Origin of the sequence: Pseudomonas sp. p106, from assembly GCF_003936645.1 — a bacterium.
In the GTDB taxonomy this organism is placed as follows: Bacteria; Pseudomonadota; Gammaproteobacteria; order Pseudomonadales; family Pseudomonadaceae; genus Aquipseudomonas; species Aquipseudomonas putida_E.
In genome coordinates this window covers 55,266-72,579 of the sequence record NZ_RHQR01000022.1, presented here as the reverse complement: position 1 = coordinate 72,579, position 17,314 = coordinate 55,266, and the positions used below count along the sequence as shown (strand labels likewise).

Here is a 17,314-nt window from a genome sequence, read left to right as displayed (position 1 = left end):
TGGATCCATTAAGCGTACGATAATCGCACGGCCTCCAATTTTTGTTGGGATTAACCATTGACCAGCCTTTCAGCTCAGGCCTTAATGGATCCATTAAATAACAACAACAATTGGAGGTCCTTCATGTACCCGAAAAACACCTGGTACGTCGCCTGCACCCCTGACGAAATCGCCGAGAAACCCTTGGGCCGGCAGATTTGCGGGGAAAAGATCGTGTTTTACCGCGCCAACGAAAACCGCGTCGCCGCCGTAGAAGACTTTTGCCCGCACCGCGGCGCGCCCTTGTCGCTGGGCTTTGTCGAAAACGGCAACCTGGTGTGCGGCTACCACGGGCTGGTCATGGGCTGTGATGGCAAAGCCGTCGCCATGCCTGGCCAACGGGTGCGGGGCTTCCCCTGCAACAAGGCCTTCGCCGTGGTCGAGCGCCATGGCTTCATCTGGGTCTGGCCCGGTGACCAAACCCAGGCTGACCCGGCCCTGATCCCGCACCTGCCGTGGGCGGCCAGCGACGAATGGGCCTATGGCGGCGGGTTGTTCCACATCGGTTGCGATTACCGCCTGATGATCGACAACCTGATGGACCTCACCCATGAAACCTATGTGCATGCCTCCAGCATCGGCCAGAAGGAAATCGACGAGGCGCCCCCGGCCACCACGGTGAGCGGCGACGAAGTGGTCACCGCCCGACACATGGAAAACATCATGCCGCCGCCCTTCTGGCGCATGGCCCTGCGCGGCAACGGCCTGGCCGATGACGTGCCGGTGGACCGCTGGCAGATCTGCCGCTTCACCCCGCCCAGCCATGTACTGATCGAGGTGGGCGTGGCCCATGCCGGCCACGGCGGCTACCACGCCCCGGCCGAGCACAAGGCCTCGAGCATCGTGGTCGATTTCATCACCCCCGAGAGCGACACCTCGATCTGGTACTTCTGGGGCATGGCGCGCAATTTTGCCGCCCACGATCAGGCCCTGACCGCGAGCATCCGCGAAGGCCAGGGCAAGATTTTCAGCGAAGACCTGGAAATGCTCGAACGCCAGCAGCAGAACCTGCTCGCCTACCCCGAGCGCAACCTGCTCAAGCTCAACATCGACGCCGGCGGCGTACAGGCGCGCAAGGTGCTGGAGCGGCTTATCGCCAAAGAGCACGCGCCCCAACCGCACGTGATCGCCACCCACACCACCCCCGCCTGAGGAGCCCGCGCCATGATCGATGCCGTAGTGGTATCCCGCAACGACGAAGCCCAGGGCATCTGCAGCTTCGAGCTGGCGGCCGCCGATGGCAGCCCACTGCCGCCCTTCAGCGCCGGCGCGCACATCGATGTGCACCTGCCGGACGGGCTGGTGCGCCAGTATTCCCTGTGCAACCACCCTGCAGAACGCCACCGCTACCTGATCGGCGTGCTCAACGACCCCGCCTCACGCGGCGGTTCGCGCAGCCTTCACCAGCAGGTGCAGGCTGGCCACCGCCTGCGCATCAGCGCCCCACGCAACCTGTTCCCGCTGGCCCAGGGCGCCCGGCGCAGCCTGCTGTTCGCCGGTGGCATCGGGATCACGCCCCTGCTGTGCATGGCGGAGCAACTGGCCTGCAACGGCGACGATTTCGAATTGCACTACTGTGCACGCTCCAGCGACCGCGCAGCCTTTGTCGAGCGCCTGCGCGCCGCACCCTTCGCTGACCGCCTGTTCGTACATTTTGACGAGCAGCCGGAGACCGCCCTGGACATCGCCCAAGTGCTGGGCAACCCGCAGGGCGATGTGCACCTTTACGTGTGCGGGCCTGGCGGCTTCATGCAGCACGTGCTGGACACTGCCAAGCAGTTGGGGTGGCAGCAGGCCAACCTGCACCGCGAGTACTTCGCCGCAGCGCCGGTTGCAAACAGCGACGACGGCAGCTTCTCGGTGCAGGTAGGCAGCACCGGCCAAGTGTTCGAGGTGCCGGCCGACCAGAGCGTGGTGCAGGTGCTGGAACGCCACGGCATCGAGATCGCCGTCTCCTGTGAACAGGGTATTTGCGGCACCTGCCTGACGCGTGTGCTGCAGGGCACGCCAGAGCACCGCGACCTGTTCCTCACCGAGCAGGAACAGGCCCTGAACGACCAGTTCACGCCGTGCTGTTCGCGGGCGAAGACGCCCCTGCTGGTACTGGACCTGTAAAACGCCTCAGGACGGGGGCAGGATCACCTTCATGCCCTCGTCCGCCGTGGCCGCGCCAAAGGTTTCGGCATAGCGCAACGTGGCATTGGCATGTTCGCGCATGATCGCCTCGGCGCGGGCACCCTGGCCGTGGGTGAGCGCATCGAACACCGCATGGTGCTGCATGTGCGCGAAGTTGAAGCGCCGGAATTCACGGGCGAGGTCGTGACGGTCCACCGCCAGCGCAGTGACCGAAGCGAACGGCAAGTGGTCGTTGCGCGCCAGGGCATCGGCGATGGCCGGGTTGTGGCTGGCCTCGACGATCACCTGGTGAAAGCGCATGTTCAGGTCGTGATAGGCGTGCAAGTCTTCTTCGGTCACATACCCCTTGTCGAACAACAGGTCGCCTTCGACCAGGCAGCGCTGCAGCGCCTCGCGCGCCGCAGGCAGCAGGCCGCGCTCAGCGGCCTGGCGGGCAGCCAGGCCTTCGAGCACACCGCGCACCTCCACCGCGCCGGCAATGTCGTCGGCGCTGACCGAACGCACCTGGAAGCCACGGCCGCCGCAACGCACCAGCAAGCCCTCCTGCTCCAGGGTACGAAACGCCATGCGTACGGGCATGCGTGAGACGCCGAACCGTTCGGCGGTAGGCACTTCCATCAGCCGCGCGCCAGCCGCCAGTTCGCCCGAGGCGATCATCTTGCGCAACGCGATCAGCACCATTTGACCGGGCTTGCTCATCCAGGGAGGTTCCAGAGACAGAAGCGCCAATCATACCGCAAGCGCGGGCGCGCTTGGCGGCCTGTGACACCTGCCCTGTTCAGGCTACGATGGTACTTCGTCCTTCGGAGCCCAGCAGCGCCATGCCCAGAACGAGCAAAGTCAGCGACCCGTCCTACGAGTTGATGGACGATCACGAGGGCGACTCTCTGATCTACCGCCAGCATGGCTTTCCCAGCCCGCTGGTGCGCTGGCATTTCCACAAGGAATACGAACTGCACCTGATCGTGGACAGCGCCGGCAAAGTGTTCATCGGCGACTACATCGGCAGCTTCGCGCCGAACACGCTTTTCCTCACAGGGCCCAACCTGCCGCACAACTGGATCAGCCAGGCCGGCCCCGGGGAGGTATTCAGCCAGCGCGACATGCTGGTCAATTTCACGGACGAGGTGCTGCACAGCGGCAGCCGGGCATTTTCTGAACTGCACCAGCTCAGCCCGTTGCTGGCCCGCGCACACTACGGCATCGAGTTCCGTGACCCCACGCTGATCGCCGAGAGCCGCCAATTGTTGCAACGCATCGCGCACAGCCGCGGCATGACCCGCCTTGGATACTTTTTTATCCTCATGGAACAGCTGGCCGGCTGCGAGGACTACCAGTTGTTGTCCACAGTCACCTCCTCGCATTTGGCTGACGAGCACAACGTCGAGCGCATCAACCGGGCGGTGAACTACATCTTCCAGCACTACGCCCAGGACTTGACCCAGAACGAAGTGGCCGAGCACCTGGGCATGACCCCCACCTACTTCTCACGCTTCTTCAAACAGGCGGCCGGGCGCGGTTTTGTCGAGTTCGTCAACCGCCTGCGGGTCAGCAAGGCCTGCGAACTGCTGGCCAAAAGCGACCTGCCGGTGACCGGGGTGTGCTTCGAATCAGGCTTCAGCAACCTGTCCAATTTCAACCGGCGCTTTCAACAGCTCAAAGGCATGACCCCCTCCGACTATCGCAGCCTGGTGATCCAGCGGCTGACCGAGCAGAACCATCACTGAGCGCAACAACTGCAAAAAAGTATCAGCCAGCGTGCAGCCCAAGCTTTGTGGGCTGCGCCACGCGGGGGTGTAATCAGCGCCAGCGACACAAAAATAATAATGTCTTCCGTGCCGTCAGCCGGCCCGGTAAGGGAGTTCATAGATGAACGACGCGATCAAGGCCTGCCTGGCCGCTGCCTGCCTCAGCCTGCCGCTAATGGCCCAGGGCGCCGAAACGCTGACCATCGCCACGGTCAACAACAACGACATGATCCGCATGCAGCGCCTGGCCAAGGTGTTCGAAGAGCAGCACCCGGACATCAGGCTCAAGTGGGTCGTGCTTGAAGAGAACGTGCTGCGCCAGCGCCTGACTACCGACATCGCCACCCAGGGCGGGCAGTTCGACGTACTGACCATCGGCATGTACGAAGCCGCACTGTGGGGCGCCAAAGGCTGGCTGGAGCCGATGAAGGATCTGCCGGCCGATTACAACCTCGACGACGTGTTCCCGTCTGTGCGCAATGGCTTGTCGGCCAACGGCACGCTGTACGCCCTGCCCTTCTACGCCGAGGCCTCGATCACCTACTACCGCAAGGACCTGTTCCAGAACGCTGGGCTGAGCATGCCCGAGCAACCGACCTGGACCCAGCTGGGTGAATTTGCCGCCAAACTCCACCACCCCGACCAGGGCCAGTACGGCATCTGCCTGCGCGGCAAGGCCGGCTGGGGCGAGAACATGGCGCTGATCGGCACCGTGGCCAATGCCTTTGGCGCACGCTGGTTCAACGAACAGTGGCAGCCGGAATTCACCGGCAGCGCGTGGAAGAACGCGCTGAACTTCTACGTCGACACCCTGAAGCAGTACGGCCCGCCAGGCGCGTCGAGCAACGGCTTCAACGAAAACCTGGCACTGTTCAACAGCGGCAAGTGCGCGATGTGGGTCGATGCCAGCGTTGCCGGCTCGTTCGTCACCGACAAGACCCAGAGCAAGGTCGCCGACCAGGTCGGCTTCACCTTTGCGCCAAAAGAGGTCACCGACAAGGGCGCCTCGTGGCTGTATTCCTGGGCGCTGGCCATCCCCAGCAGCTCCAAGGCCAAGGACGCGGCGAAGGCCTTCAGCACCTGGGCCACGTCTGAAGCCTACGGCAAACTGGTGGCCGACAAGGAAGGCGTGGCCAACGTGCCACCAGGCACCCGCGCCTCTACCTACAGCGACGCCTACCTGGCCGCAGCGCCGTTCGCCAAGGTGACGCTGGAGTCGCTCAAGCGCGTTGACCCCAACCACCCCACGCTCAAGCCCGTGCCGTACGTGGGTATTCAGTTGGTGACCATCCCCGAGTTCCAGGCCATTGGGACGCAGGTCGGCAAGCTGTTCTCCGCCGCCCTGACCGGGCAGATGAAGGTCGACCAGGTGCTTGCCGCCGCCCAGCAGTCCACCGAACGCGAGATGAAGCGCGCCGGTTACCCCAAGTAGCCCACCCGTGGCCTGAGCCGCGCCAACGCCTGGCGCGGTGACGGCTGCCGTCCGCCCTTTTCGCTGCACACGGAGTCGCCATGGACACTTCGGCCCTCGATACCCCGCCCCTCGCCACCGCACGCCCCGGCAAACGCCGCGTCGGCCCGGGCTGGTTCCTGGTCAGCCCTTCGGTGGCGCTGCTGCTGTTGTGGATGGTCGTACCCTTGGGCATGACCCTGTATTTTTCGCTGATCCGCTACAACCTGCTGTACCCGGGCGAAAATGCATACGTAGGCCTGGAGAACTTCGCGTACTTCGTCACCGACCCAGGCTTCATGCCCGGCGCCCTGAACACCCTGACCCTGGTCGGCAGCGTGCTGGCGATCAGCGTGGTGTTTGGCGTGCTCATCGCGGCGCTGCTGGAGGCCGGCGAGTTCTGGGGGCGCGGCGTGGTGCGGGTGCTGCTGATTTCACCGTTCTTCATCATGCCCACGGTCAGCGCGCTGCTGTGGAAGAACCTGATATTGCACCCGGTGTCGGGCATCCTCGCGGCCGTGTGGCGGCTGTTTGGCGCGCAGCCGGTGGACTGGCTGGCGCACTACCCGCTGCTGTCGATCATCCTGATCGTCTCCTGGCAGTGGCTACCGTTCGCCATCCTGATCCTGATGACCGCCATGCAGTCGCAGGACCTGGAACAGAAAGAAGCCGCGCGCCTGGATGGCGCCGGGCCGCTGGCGATCTTCTGGCACCTGACCCTGCCGCACCTGGCCCGCCCGATTGCCGTGGTGGTGATGATCGAGACCATCTTCCTGCTGTCGGTGTTCGCCGAAATCTTCACCACCACCAGCGGCGGGCCGGGCTATGCGTCCACCAACCTCGCCTACCTGATCTACAACCAGGCGCTGCTGCAGTTCGACGTCGGCATGGCCTCGGCCGGCGGCCTGATCGCCGTGCTGATCGCCAACATCGCCGCCATCGTGCTGATACGGATGATCGGCAAGAACCTGACCGAGCGCCGCTGAGGAGCCCGCCATGCTGCCACTCAAGCAAACCCGCCGCCTGCGCGACGCATTGATCGGCCTGCTGTGCTGGGGCATCGCCCTGGTGATCTTCTTCCCGATCTTCTGGATGCTGCTGACCAGCTTCAAGACCGAGCTCGACGCCTTTGCCACACCGCCACAGTTCATCTTCGCGCCAACGCTGGAAAACTACCTGCACATCAACGAGCGCAGCGACTACTTCGCCTACGCCTGGAATTCGGTGCTGATCGCCTTCTCGGCAACCGCGCTGTGCATGCTTGTCGCAGTGCCGGCGGCCTACTCCATGGCCTTTTTCGAAACCCGCCATACCAAGCGCACGCTGCTGTGGATGCTGTCGACCAAGATGCTGCCGCCGGTGGGCGTGCTGATGCCGATCTACCTGCTGGCCAAACAGTTCGGCCTGCTCGACTCGCGCCTGGCGCTGATCATCGTCTACACCCTGATCAACCTGCCGATCGTGGTGTGGATGGTGTACACCTACTTCAAGGACATCCCGGTGGACATCCTTGAAGCCGCGCGCCTGGACGGTGCCGGCACCTGGCAGGAAATCGTCCGCGTGTTGCTGCCGATCGCTCGCGGCGGGCTGGCCTCGACCGTGCTGCTGTCGTTGATCCTGTGCTGGAACGAGGCGTTCTGGTCGCTCAACCTGACCTCTTCGGCTGCCGCCCCACTGACCGCGCTGGTGGCTTCCTACTCAAGCCCGGAGGGGCTGTTCTGGGCCAAGCTCTCGGCCGTCTCGACCCTGGCCTGCGCGCCCATCCTGATTTTCGGCTGGATCAGCCAGAAGCAGCTGGTGCGCGGCCTTTCGTTCGGCGCCGTGAAATGAACCGCCCCCACACGACACCTGCTCAATCACCCCTATTGCGGGCCGCCGCAGAGGACATTCGCCATGGCTGACCTGAAGATCCGCAACCTGCACAAAGGCTTCGATGGCCACGCCATCATCAAGGGCATCGACCTGGAGGTGCGCGACCGTGAGTTCGTGGTGTTCGTCGGCCCGTCCGGGTGTGGCAAGTCGACACTGCTGCGGCTGATCGCCGGCCTTGAGGAGGTCAGCGGCGGCCACATCACCCTGGACGGCGTCGACATCACTGACACCGCCCCGGCCAAACGCGACCTGGCCATGGTGTTCCAGACCTACGCGCTCTACCCGCACATGACCGTACGCAAGAACCTGTCGTTCGCCCTGGACCTGGCCGGCGTGGACAAGCGTGAGGTGCAGGCCAAAGTCGACAACGCCGCGCGCATCCTAGAACTGCAACCGCTGCTTGAACGCAAACCCCGCCAACTGTCTGGTGGCCAGCGCCAGCGGGTGGCGATCGGCCGGGCGATCGTGCGCAACCCAAAGATTTTCCTGTTCGACGAGCCGCTGTCGAACCTTGACGCCGCCCTGCGCGTGCAGATGCGCCTGGAGCTTGCGCGCCTGCACCAGGAGCTGGCTGCAACCATGATCTACGTGACCCACGACCAGGTCGAGGCGATGACCCTGGCCGACAAGGTGGTGGTGCTCAACGGCGGGCGCATCGAGCAGGTCGGCTCGCCGCTTGAGCTGTACCACCACCCGGCCAACCTGTTCGTCGCAGGCTTTCTCGGCACCCCGAAAATGGGCTTTTTGCGCGGCCACCTGAGCCACAGCCAGGGCACATCGTGCGAGGTCACCCTTGAATGCGGCGCCCGTGTCAGCCTGGCACTGTGCACAGACGGCCTGCCCGCTGGCAGCCCCGTGACGCTGGGCATCCGCCCGGAGCACCTGAACATCGCCAGCGCCGGGCACGGCACACCCGGCTTGCTGCAGGTGACCGCCGACGTCAGTGAGCGCCTGGGCAGTGACAGCTACTGCCATGTACGTGCCGGCTCCGGGGAAATGCTCACCGTACGGGTGCGCGGCGACTTTGCGCCGACCTTCGGCGAGCCCCTGGAACTGGCCTTCGACCCAGGCCACTGCCACCTGTTCGACAGCAACGGCCAAGCCCTGGACAAACGCCTGCAGCAAGCGGCCTGAGGACGTACACGATGAAACTCGACCCGCACCACCTCGACCTGCTGGCGCCCACGGTCGCCCGCCCTTCCTACGCGCCCTCGCAGCTGCGCCAGGGCATTGTGCACATTGGCGTAGGTGGGTTTCACCGTGCCCACCAGGCGGCCTACACCGACGCCCTGATGAACCGCGGCGAAGGCCTGGACTGGGCCATCTGCGGCGCCGGCCTGCGCAGCGAAGACCGCGCCATGCGCGACGCCCTGGCGGCGCAGGGCTACCTGTACACCCTGTTTGTGCTGGACGACCGACCCGACACCGAAGTGCGGGTGATCGGTGCCCTCAATGACATGCTCTTGGCCGAGGACGATGCCCAAGCGCTGCTGGCCAAACTGGCCGAGCCCGGCGTCCGCATCGTCTCGCTGACCATCACCGAAGGCGGCTACTGCATCGACGACAGCACCGGCGAGTTTCGCGCCGACCTGGCGCAGGTCCGGCACGATCTGGCCAACCCGCAGGCCCCGCAAGGCGTGTTCGGCTTTCTCTGCGAAGCCCTGCGGCGGCGCCGCGAGGCCGGCGTGGGGCCGTTCACGGTGATGTCCTGCGACAACCTTCCGCACAATGGCGCGGTCGCGCGCAAGGCCCTGCTGGCCTTTGCCCGGTTGCTCGACCCGGACCTGGCCCACTGGATAGGCGAGCACGTGAGCTTCCCCAACGCCATGGTCGACCGCATCACGCCAATGACCAGCAGCGACCACCGCCAACGACTGTTCGAGCGCCACGGCGTCGAGGATGCCTGGCCGGTGGTGTGCGAGCCGTTCCTGCAGTGGGTGGTGGAAGACAAATTCGTAGCCGGGCGCCCAGCGTGGGAAAAGGTCGGTGTGCAGTTCACCGACGACGTCACGCCCTATGAAGAAATGAAAATCAAGCTGCTCAACGGCAGCCATCTGGCACTGACCTACCTGGGCTTCCTGCAGGGCTACCGCCTGGTCCACGAAACCCTTGGCGACCCACTGCTGCGCCGCTACATGCGCACGTTCATGGACCTGGACGTGACGCCGCAGCTTGCCCCGGCGCCGGGCATCGACCTGGAACGCTACAAGGACAGCCTCACCGAGCGCTTCGCCAACCGCGCCATCGCCGACCAGCTGGAGCGGGTGTGCTCGGACGGCTCATCGAAGTTTCCCAAGTACATCGTCCCCACCGCCAACCAGCTGATTGCCGAGGGCCAACCGCTGGACCGCGTGGCCCTGGTGGTAGCGGCCTGGGCCCTGTACCTGGGCGGGGTAGACGAACAGGGCAGCGCCTATGCCATCCCCGACCCACGCGCGGCCCAGTGCCAGGCACGGGTGGTGCAGCGTGACGGGCTGGCTGCCCGAGTGCTGGGCGACGAGACGATATTCGGCACGATCATCCCCGCCTCCGACGCCTTCGTCAGCGCTTTCGAGCGCCTGTATGACAGCCTGTGTGAGGTTGGCGTAAGCGAAACGCTGCGCCGAGTGCTTGGCGACTGACCCGGAGCGCACGCAATGGACGGACTGTTTCTCGGCATTGATTGCGGCACCCAGGGCACCAAGGCGCTGGTGCTGGACGCCGGCAGCGGCCGGGTGCTGGGCCTTGGTAGTGCAGCGCACGCCCCTGCGCGGGGCCGCGACGGGCGCCGCGAGCAGGACCCGGCCGACTGGCTGGCCGCCCTGCACACGGCAGTCGCTGGCGCACTGCATGGGGCCGGCGTCGATGGCCAGGCCATCCGTGCGCTGGCGGTATCCGGCCAGCAGCATGGCCTGGTGATGCTGGACGCCCAAGGGCAGGTGCTGCGCCCGGCCAAGCTCTGGTGCGACACCGAAACCACGGCAGAAAACCAGACGCTGCTGAACCTGCTCGGCGGCCCGCAGGGCTCGATCGAACGCCTGGGGCTGGTGATTGCGCCGGGCTATACCGTGTCCAAACTGCTGTGGAGCAAACGCAGCTTCCCCGACCTGTTCGCCCGCCTGGCCCATGTGCTGCTGCCCCACGATTACCTCAATTACTGGCTGACAGGCCGCGCCTGCAGCGAGCCGGGAGATGCGTCTGGCACCGGTTACTACAACGTGCACCACAACACCTGGGCAACCGATGTGCTGCAACACATCGAACCGGGCGAGCGCCTGCTGGCGGCACTGCCAGAGCTGCTCGCACCCGGCGACTGCGTCGGCCCGCTGCGCGAGCAGGCCGCCGCAGGCCTGGGGCTGAACCCTCACGCCTGGGTGGCCACCGGCGGCGGCGACAACATGCTCAGCGCCATCGGTACCGGCAATATCAGCCCTGGCATGATTACCCTCAGCCTGGGCACCTCGGGTACCCTGGCAGCTTACGCCGACCATGCCCAGTTCAACCCCAAGGGCGAGGTGGCGAACTTCTGCGCCTCCAGCGGTGGCTGGCTGCCCTTGGTCTGCACGATGAACCTGACCAACGCCTGCGCGCTGGTGCGTGACCTGCTGGAGCTTGACCTCACCCGCTTCACGGCCCTCGCCGCGCAAGCGCCGCTTGGCGCCGACGGCTTGTTGATGCTGCCGTTTTTCGATGGCGAACGCGTACCGGCGCTGCCCACTGCCAGCGCCAGCCTGCATGGCATGACCAGCGCCAACCTGACCCGCGCCAACCTGTGCCGGGCCGTACTCGAAGGCACTTGCTTCAGCCTGCGCTATGGCCTGGACCTGCTGCGCGCCAGCGGCCTGCAGGGCAGCGAAATCCGCCTGGTGGGCGGGGCGGCAAAAAGCGAGCTGTGGCGCCAGGTACTGGCCAATCTGCTCGGCCTGCCGGTGGTGTGCCCGCGCCAGACCGAAGCCGCCGCGCTGGGGGCGGCAATCCAGGCTGCCTGGAGCCTTGGCCGCCAACTGGGCCACGGCGACAGCCTGCAGGCCCTGTGCGAGCGCTGCGTCGAGCTGGACGAAAGCACCCGCACCCGGCCCGGCCTGGCGCAACAGGCCGCCTACGGCGTGGCCTACAGACGCTACCTGGATCACCTGCCTGTGCTCTGATCGCGGTACTGTCCTTACTCTTTTCTGTTTGGGAGAACTTCATGTATCTGGTATGTGGCGAGGCGTTGTTCGATGTCTTCAGCCTGGCAAACAGCCCGCGCAGCGCAGAGCTGGGCTTTACCGCGATTGCTGGCGGCTCGCCGTTCAACGTCGCCGTCGGCCTGCGCAGGCTGGGCGTTGCCGCAGGCTTTTTCGGCGGGTTGTCCAGCGACCACCTCGGCGCGCGCCTGCGCCGGGTACTGGAGGAAGAAGGCGTGAATTGCCAGCACCTGGTGACCAGCGATGCACCCACCACCCTGGCCATGGTCGGCCTGGATGCCAACGGCTCCGCGCAGTACCAGTTCCGCGGCGAAGGCTGCGCCGACCGGCAGGTGCGGCTTGAGCATCTGCCGGTACTGGATGAGAACGTACGCGGGCTGCACGTGGGGTCATACACACTGGTGGTGACACCCGTGGCCGACACGTTGCTGGCACTGGTGGAACGCGAACGTGACCAGCGGCTGATCAGCCTGGACCCGAACGTACGCCTGAATCCGCAGCCTGATGTGGCGCTGTGGCGCAGGCGCGTTGAAGCGTTTGCCGCGCATGCACATTTGATCAAGGCCAGCGAGGAAGACCTGCAGGTGCTGTACCCGGGGCGCGACACTGGCGAGGTAGCCCGTGGCTGGTTGAACGAGCGCTGCCGGCTGGTGTTCGTGACCCACGGGGCTGAGGGTGCCAGCGTGCATTGTGCGCACGGGTCGTGGCACCGGCCGGCGGACAGCTCACTGCCGGTTCGCGACACCGTGGGGGCCGGGGATACGTTCCAGGCGGCCGTGCTGGCCTGCCTGGTTCGGCTGGGTGCGGACAGCCCGATGGGTGTGGCGATGCTGGCGCGCGACACGGTCGATGCGATGCTGGCCTACGCCATTGGGGCGGCGGCGGTGACCTGTTCCAGGGCCGGGCCGGACCTGCCGTTTGCAGGCGAGCTTTCGTGCATGCCACAGGCCATCGGTACCTCGGGCTGATTGCGGATCAGGGTTTGTGCTGCTTCATCGTTTGCCGATGCAGGGCAATGAACGGCGCCTCGGCCGGGTCGATGCGGTCCATTTTCGCCGCGATGCGATGCCAGTACGGATACTGCGGCGCGATCCGCGTCACCCGCTCGATCTGTTCAAGGTCTTGGCCTGTCAGCACCAGCTCCACCGCCTGCAGGTTGTCGTGCAACTGCTCGGCCGTGCGCCCGGCCGTGATGACACTGGTGATGCCTGGTCGGTCCTTGAGCCAGGCCAGGCACACCCGCGCCGGTGAGCAGCCATGCCGGCGCCCCACCTCGATCAGCGCCTCGATGATGTCGTAGGCCCGCTCCTTGTCATGCACGTAGGGTTCCGGCCAATCGTTGCCTTGGCGGGTACCGGCCGGCGTCTGTTGCCCGCGCCGCACCTTGCCGGTCAGCAAGCCCTCCCCCAGCGGCCCCCACACCAGCGTGGCAAGGCCCTGGTCGAGTGCCATCGGCAGCAGTTCGTACTCCGCTTCACGGGCTTCGGGGGTGTAGTAGATCTGCTGGGAAACCGGCTGCTGCCAACCGTTGAGCCGAGCACTGCCGAGGGTTTTCATCATCTGCCAGGCGGTGTAATTGGACGTGCCGAAGTAACGCACCTTGCCGCTTTGCACCAGGTGCTCAAGGGCGGCCAGGGTCTCTTCCACAGGCGTGATGCCGTCCCAGTTGTGGATCTGGTAGAGGTCGATATGGTCGGTGCCCAAGCGCTTGAGGCTGGCTTCGCAGGCGCGGATCAGGTGATAGCGCGAAGCGCCGCTGTCGTTGGGGTTGTCCCCCATCGGGCTGCGCGCCTTGGTGGCGAGGATGACCGACTGGCGCCGCTCACCCAGCGCCTGGCCGACGATCTCTTCGGCCAGGCCGTGGGAGTACAGGTCTGCCGTGTCGACCAGGTTGACCCCGGCGTCGAAGGCCATGTCGAACATGCGCCGGGCCAGTGCCACGTCCACGCTGCCGGTTTTCTCGAATGCGCCACGCCCGCCGAACGGGACCGTGCCGACCACCAGTTCAGAAACCAGCAGGCCAGTGTTGCCGAGTGCGCGGTACTTCATGGGTAGTGCCTCCAAATGCGAACGACTTGGAAGTACCGACGGGATGGATTGCTGAAACGTTCAATCTGATTGGTTACCTGCGGGGTGGGCGGCGAAGCGTTTCAGGGCTGCTGCGCAGCCCATCGCCGGCAAGCCGACTCCTACACGGACCGCGCAGTTCTTGAGCTGCACGCCTGATCACGCGTCGAACTGAACGTCCAGGCCCTCGGGCGCGGCGAACATTGCCATGCGTCGGCGCGACAGTTCCATGTGCGCGCGGATCAGCCGCTCGGCATCGTCCACGTCACGACGCTCGATGGCATCGATTATCTGGTCATGCTGGTTGGCCGCCGTTTCAAGGTCGGCGGCAAGGTCCGGGTCAGGCTGCACCTTGTAGAAGGTCTTGCCCAGCCGCGCGTGGTCAATCAGCAGACGGCACAGGCTCGGCATGAGGTAGCTGTTGTCAGCCATGCGCCCGATTTCAAGGTGAAATGCATCGTTGTACAGCACGCGACCATCGACATCACCGGCATCTACCGCCTGGCGGAAACGCTGTTGAATGCGCTTGAGCCCTTCGATCTGCGCAGGGGTAGCATGCAGGGCAGCGAGCTTGGTGGTCGCGACATAGATCAGCGGCGCGGCAAGAAAGAAGCTGCGCAGTGTCTGGTGGCTCATCAGCGACACCCGTGGCGCACGGTTAGCTTCCAGGTCAATATAACCCTCAGCAGCCATCTGCCGTAAAAGCTCACGCACTGGCGGACGCGACAGTCCGAATTCCTCGCTCAACGCAACTTCATCGAGCACCGCCCCAGGGGCGATTTCCATGCTCAGGATCCGCTTGCGCAACGATTGGCCCAAGGCTGTCTTGCGATCGACTGCGGGACCTTCGCCATCGTTTAGCACTGCCGCTTTCATGGTTTGCTCCTAGGTGGACGGATGCCAATACTACAATCTGTAGACTCCAGGGTGATAGTCCAAGTGTCAGCCAAGGGCGGGACAGAGCCACTCCCGCCTCGGCCACAACCAGAACCCATGCCTCAGGCAGGGCGCTCGCCGCGTTGCAAAGCCCCACGAGACAGCCGATCCAGCAGCAGCGCCACTGCCACAATCGCCAAGCCTGCGCGCAGCCCCAGGCCCATCTCCATGCGGGTCAGTCCACGGGTGACTTCAGCCCCCAGCCCACCCGCGCCAACCAGCCCGGCCAACACCACCATCGCCAGCGACAGCAGGATGCACTGGTTCAAACCCACCACCAAGGTGGGCATGGCTGTGGGCAGCTCGATCTTCAGCAGAATGGTGCCAGGAGTAGCGCCACTGGCCCGCCCCAGCTCCAGCAGGTCCTTGCGCACTTGGTTAAAGGCCAGGGTGGTGAGCCTGAGCATCGGTGGAATACCGTAGACGATGGTAGCGATGATCGCCGGAACCTTGCCCAGGCTGAATACCATCACCGCAGGGATCAGGTAGACCCAAGGCGGCACCGTCTGCATCACGTTCATCAGCGGCCCTAACGTCCGGTCCAGGCGTTTGAAGCGCGATGCCAGGACCCCCAGCGGGAAGGCGATGGCAACCGAAATCAGTACCGAGACCGAGACCAGCGCCAGGGTCTGCATCGACGACGCCCACAACCCCGACAGCCAGCAGAAGCCCAGCATACAGGCCGCCAACAGCGCGGCACGTACGCCAATGGCCAACAGCGCAAGCACCGCCACCAGCGGGATCATCAGGTAAAACGGAACCCACAGCAGTGCGGCTTCTATACCACCGAGCATGGCCTCGATGACCTTGCTGATAAAGGCGAACAGCGGATGCCAGTTGGTATTGAGCCAGTCCACCGCTGGCGCCAGCCAGGCGCCGGGCGACAGCTTGAGGTCAGTGAGATTCATGCAGTGCCTCCTTGCCGGCGCGGGTCGCGCTCTGCGCCAGCCGGTCGAGGATCAGGGTCAGGATAACGATAGCGATGGCACCATTGATCGAGCGGGCGATGTCCAGCGTGCGGATCGCTCCGTAAATCACCTCCCCCAGCCCACCGGAGCCGACGATGCCGGCGATCACTACCATGCCGAAGGCCATCATCAGGCTCTGATTGACGCCGGTCATGATGCTCGGCAAGGCAAACGGCACGCGAATCTTGAAAAACAGTTGCGCCGTGCTGGTGCCACTGGCCTCACCCAGTTCGATGAACTGCCGGGGTGTACGGCCGATACCCAAGGAGGTCAGGCGCAACACCGGTGGCACGGCGACAATGAACGTGGCAACCAGTGCGGTCGCGGTACCGTAGCCCAACAGTGCAATGGCCGGCAGCAGATAGATGTAGGGCGGCAGGGTCTGGATGAGATCGAGCAACGGTTCGAATACGCGATTCAGGGCTGGAGACAGGCCGGCCGCGACACCGATCGGGATACCGACGATCAAGGCCAGACTGGTCGCGGTCAATACCAGCGCCAAGGTGCTGATGGTTTCCTGCCACAGGCCCATGAAGGCGCACAGCAACAGTGCCAAGGTGGCACCGAGGGCAAATCCGCGGCTAGCGGTGAGCCGCCAGGCCATCAGGCCCACGATGATCGCCAACCCTGGGTAAGGCAGCAGATTCAGGACCCAGAACACCGCTTCGTAGAGGCCGGTGAGCACTGTGTTGAGGCCGTCGAAAAAGCCCGCCCAATTTTCCGATACCCACTCCAGGGCGCCGTCGACCGTTTCGTCAAAGCGCACGGCAAAGGTCGGCTCGTTCATAGCGAGGCCTCCCCTACCGGCGCCGTTTTGAAGTCCGTCTCCACCTGGGCCTGGCCCTGTACGCCACGCAACAGGTCGCTTTGGGTCACCACGCCGACAATCGCACCTGCCTGTACCACTGCAAGCGCATCACTGCCGGACGCAACCATCAGGTTGATCAGTGCATCGAGGTCGGCCTGGGCCTCCACCCTCGCCAGGCTTTCCGGGTCAGCGCCAGGGCGGGCCGCCCGCCAGGCCTGCACCGCCGTCATGATCGAATGGGCGCGCACCAGGTGCAGGCGCGAAATGCCTGCGACGAACTCTGCCACGTAGGCATCCCTGGGGTTGAGCACGATCTCTTCAGCGGTGCCTTCCTGAATGATCATCCCGTCCTTCATGATCGCGATACGGTCACCAATGCGGATCGCCTCTTCCAGGTCATGCGTGATGAACACCGCAGACTTGCCCAAGGACTTGGTCAACTCGCGGAACTCGTCCTGCAATTGGCGGCGGATCAACGGGTCGAGTGCGCTGAAGGGCTCGTCCATGAGGATGACTTCTGGGTCCGAGGTGATCGCACGGGCAAGGCCGACACGTTGCTGCATGCCGCCGGACAGTTCGTCCGGATAGCGACCTGACCACTCCGCCAGGCCGACCTTGGCCAGGGCCTGCTCGGCCACCTTGTGCCGCTCTGCCTTGCCAACGCCCTGCACTTCCAGACCGAACGCGGCGTTCTCCAGCACCGTACGGTGAGGCAACAGGGCCACGCTCTGGAATACCATGCCAATGTGTTTGGCCCTCACCTCGCGCAGTGCCTTGGCATCGAGGCTGGCCAAGTCCTGGCCCTTGACCCGCACTTGACCTGCGGTGGGCGTGATCAGCCGGTTGAGCAGGCGGATCAGGGTGGACTTGCCGCTACCGGAAAGCCCCATGATGCAGAAGATCTCGCCGCGCCGCAGTTCCATGCTGACGTCGGAAACGCCGACGACGCAACCGAAGTCCTGGAGGATCTGGCTTTTCGACAGCCCGCGCTCCTGGTAGGCACGCATCGCCTCCGGCGCCTTCTTGCCAAATACTTTCCAGACGCTCTGGCAACTCACCAGCACATCCCCAGGCGTGTCATTTTTCGTGTTCATATCGCACCCGTCGAACCAGAGGTTTCTGGT

The 17,314-nt window shown here is 64.8% G+C and carries 16 protein-coding genes; 10 read left to right on the top strand and 6 right to left on the bottom strand.

The window, feature by feature from the left end; genetic code table 11:
- The first annotated feature begins 123 nt into the window (after positions 1-123).
- Both EGJ09_RS22500 and EGJ09_RS22495 read left to right on the top strand, forming a co-directional pair.
- The gene (locus tag EGJ09_RS22500) at positions 124-1,191 is read left to right on the top strand and encodes an aromatic ring-hydroxylating dioxygenase subunit alpha (protein ID WP_115275202.1); all 1,068 of its coding nucleotides are present in this window, start codon (positions 124-126) and stop codon (positions 1,189-1,191) included.
- A gap of 12 nt (positions 1,192-1,203) precedes the next feature.
- Entirely contained in the window at positions 1,204-2,154 is a 951-nt protein-coding gene (locus EGJ09_RS22495; RefSeq protein WP_125924824.1) for a PDR/VanB family oxidoreductase, read from the top strand.
- A gap of 6 nt (positions 2,155-2,160) precedes the next feature.
- On the opposite strand, the gene EGJ09_RS22490 is transcribed toward EGJ09_RS22495, so the two are convergent.
- Positions 2,161-2,874: a GntR family transcriptional regulator gene (locus EGJ09_RS22490; RefSeq protein WP_115275204.1), complete on the bottom strand. Its 714-nt coding sequence runs from the start codon at positions 2,872-2,874 to the stop codon at positions 2,161-2,163.
- A gap of 122 nt (positions 2,875-2,996) precedes the next feature.
- Between EGJ09_RS22490 and EGJ09_RS22485 the strand changes: the two genes are divergently transcribed.
- The 8 genes from EGJ09_RS22485 (at position 2,997) to EGJ09_RS22450 (ending at position 12,379) form a co-directional block, all read left to right on the top strand.
- Positions 2,997-3,902 (top strand): AraC family transcriptional regulator, encoded by a 906-nt coding sequence (locus tag EGJ09_RS22485; RefSeq protein WP_125924823.1) that lies wholly within the window; start codon positions 2,997-2,999, stop codon positions 3,900-3,902.
- A 142-nt stretch (positions 3,903-4,044) separates the two neighbouring features.
- Entirely contained in the window at positions 4,045-5,355 is a 1,311-nt protein-coding gene (locus EGJ09_RS22480) for a sugar ABC transporter substrate-binding protein (RefSeq protein ID WP_115275206.1), read from the top strand.
- An 80-nt stretch (positions 5,356-5,435) separates the two neighbouring features.
- Entirely contained in the window at positions 5,436-6,359 is a 924-nt protein-coding gene (locus tag EGJ09_RS22475; RefSeq protein ID WP_125924822.1) for a carbohydrate ABC transporter permease, read from the top strand.
- A gap of 10 nt (positions 6,360-6,369) precedes the next feature.
- Positions 6,370-7,203 carry a carbohydrate ABC transporter permease gene (locus EGJ09_RS22470; protein ID WP_012313928.1) on the top strand — a complete coding sequence of 278 codons (834 nt, stop codon included), beginning with the start codon at positions 6,370-6,372 and terminating at the stop codon, positions 7,201-7,203.
- A gap of 63 nt (positions 7,204-7,266) precedes the next feature.
- Complete coding sequence (locus EGJ09_RS22465; RefSeq protein ID WP_125924821.1) at positions 7,267-8,379, top strand: ABC transporter ATP-binding protein; 1,113 nt, start codon at positions 7,267-7,269, stop codon at positions 8,377-8,379.
- A gap of 11 nt (positions 8,380-8,390) precedes the next feature.
- Positions 8,391-9,866: a mannitol dehydrogenase family protein gene (locus EGJ09_RS22460; RefSeq protein WP_125924820.1), complete on the top strand. Its 1,476-nt coding sequence runs from the start codon at positions 8,391-8,393 to the stop codon at positions 9,864-9,866.
- Positions 9,867-9,881: 15 nt separating this feature from the next.
- Entirely contained in the window at positions 9,882-11,372 is a 1,491-nt protein-coding gene (gene xylB, locus EGJ09_RS22455; RefSeq protein ID WP_125924819.1) for a xylulokinase, read from the top strand.
- Between the two features lie 41 nt (positions 11,373-11,413).
- Complete coding sequence (locus tag EGJ09_RS22450; RefSeq protein ID WP_125924818.1) at positions 11,414-12,379, top strand: carbohydrate kinase; 966 nt, start codon at positions 11,414-11,416, stop codon at positions 12,377-12,379.
- Between the two features lie 7 nt (positions 12,380-12,386).
- Here the strand turns inward: EGJ09_RS22450 and EGJ09_RS22445 are convergent, their stop codons facing one another.
- The 5 genes from EGJ09_RS22445 to EGJ09_RS22425 form a co-directional block, all read right to left on the bottom strand.
- Positions 12,387-13,460 (bottom strand): aldo/keto reductase, encoded by a 1,074-nt coding sequence (locus EGJ09_RS22445; protein ID WP_115275212.1) that lies wholly within the window; start codon positions 13,458-13,460, stop codon positions 12,387-12,389.
- A gap of 177 nt (positions 13,461-13,637) precedes the next feature.
- Positions 13,638-14,354: a GntR family transcriptional regulator gene (locus EGJ09_RS22440; RefSeq protein ID WP_125924817.1), complete on the bottom strand. Its 717-nt coding sequence runs from the start codon at positions 14,352-14,354 to the stop codon at positions 13,638-13,640.
- A 122-nt stretch (positions 14,355-14,476) separates the two neighbouring features.
- Positions 14,477-15,322: a proline/glycine betaine ABC transporter permease gene (locus EGJ09_RS22435; RefSeq protein ID WP_125924816.1), complete on the bottom strand. Its 846-nt coding sequence runs from the start codon at positions 15,320-15,322 to the stop codon at positions 14,477-14,479.
- The gene (locus EGJ09_RS22430) at positions 15,309-16,169 is read right to left on the bottom strand and encodes a proline/glycine betaine ABC transporter permease (protein ID WP_125924815.1); all 861 of its coding nucleotides are present in this window, start codon (positions 16,167-16,169) and stop codon (positions 15,309-15,311) included. Before EGJ09_RS22430 ends, EGJ09_RS22435 begins: the two co-directional genes overlap by 14 nt.
- Entirely contained in the window at positions 16,166-17,284 is a 1,119-nt protein-coding gene (locus EGJ09_RS22425; RefSeq protein WP_125924814.1) for a glycine betaine/L-proline ABC transporter ATP-binding protein, read from the bottom strand. The genes EGJ09_RS22430 and EGJ09_RS22425 overlap by 4 nt, the downstream gene beginning before the upstream one ends.
- Positions 17,285-17,314 lie beyond the last annotated feature (30 nt).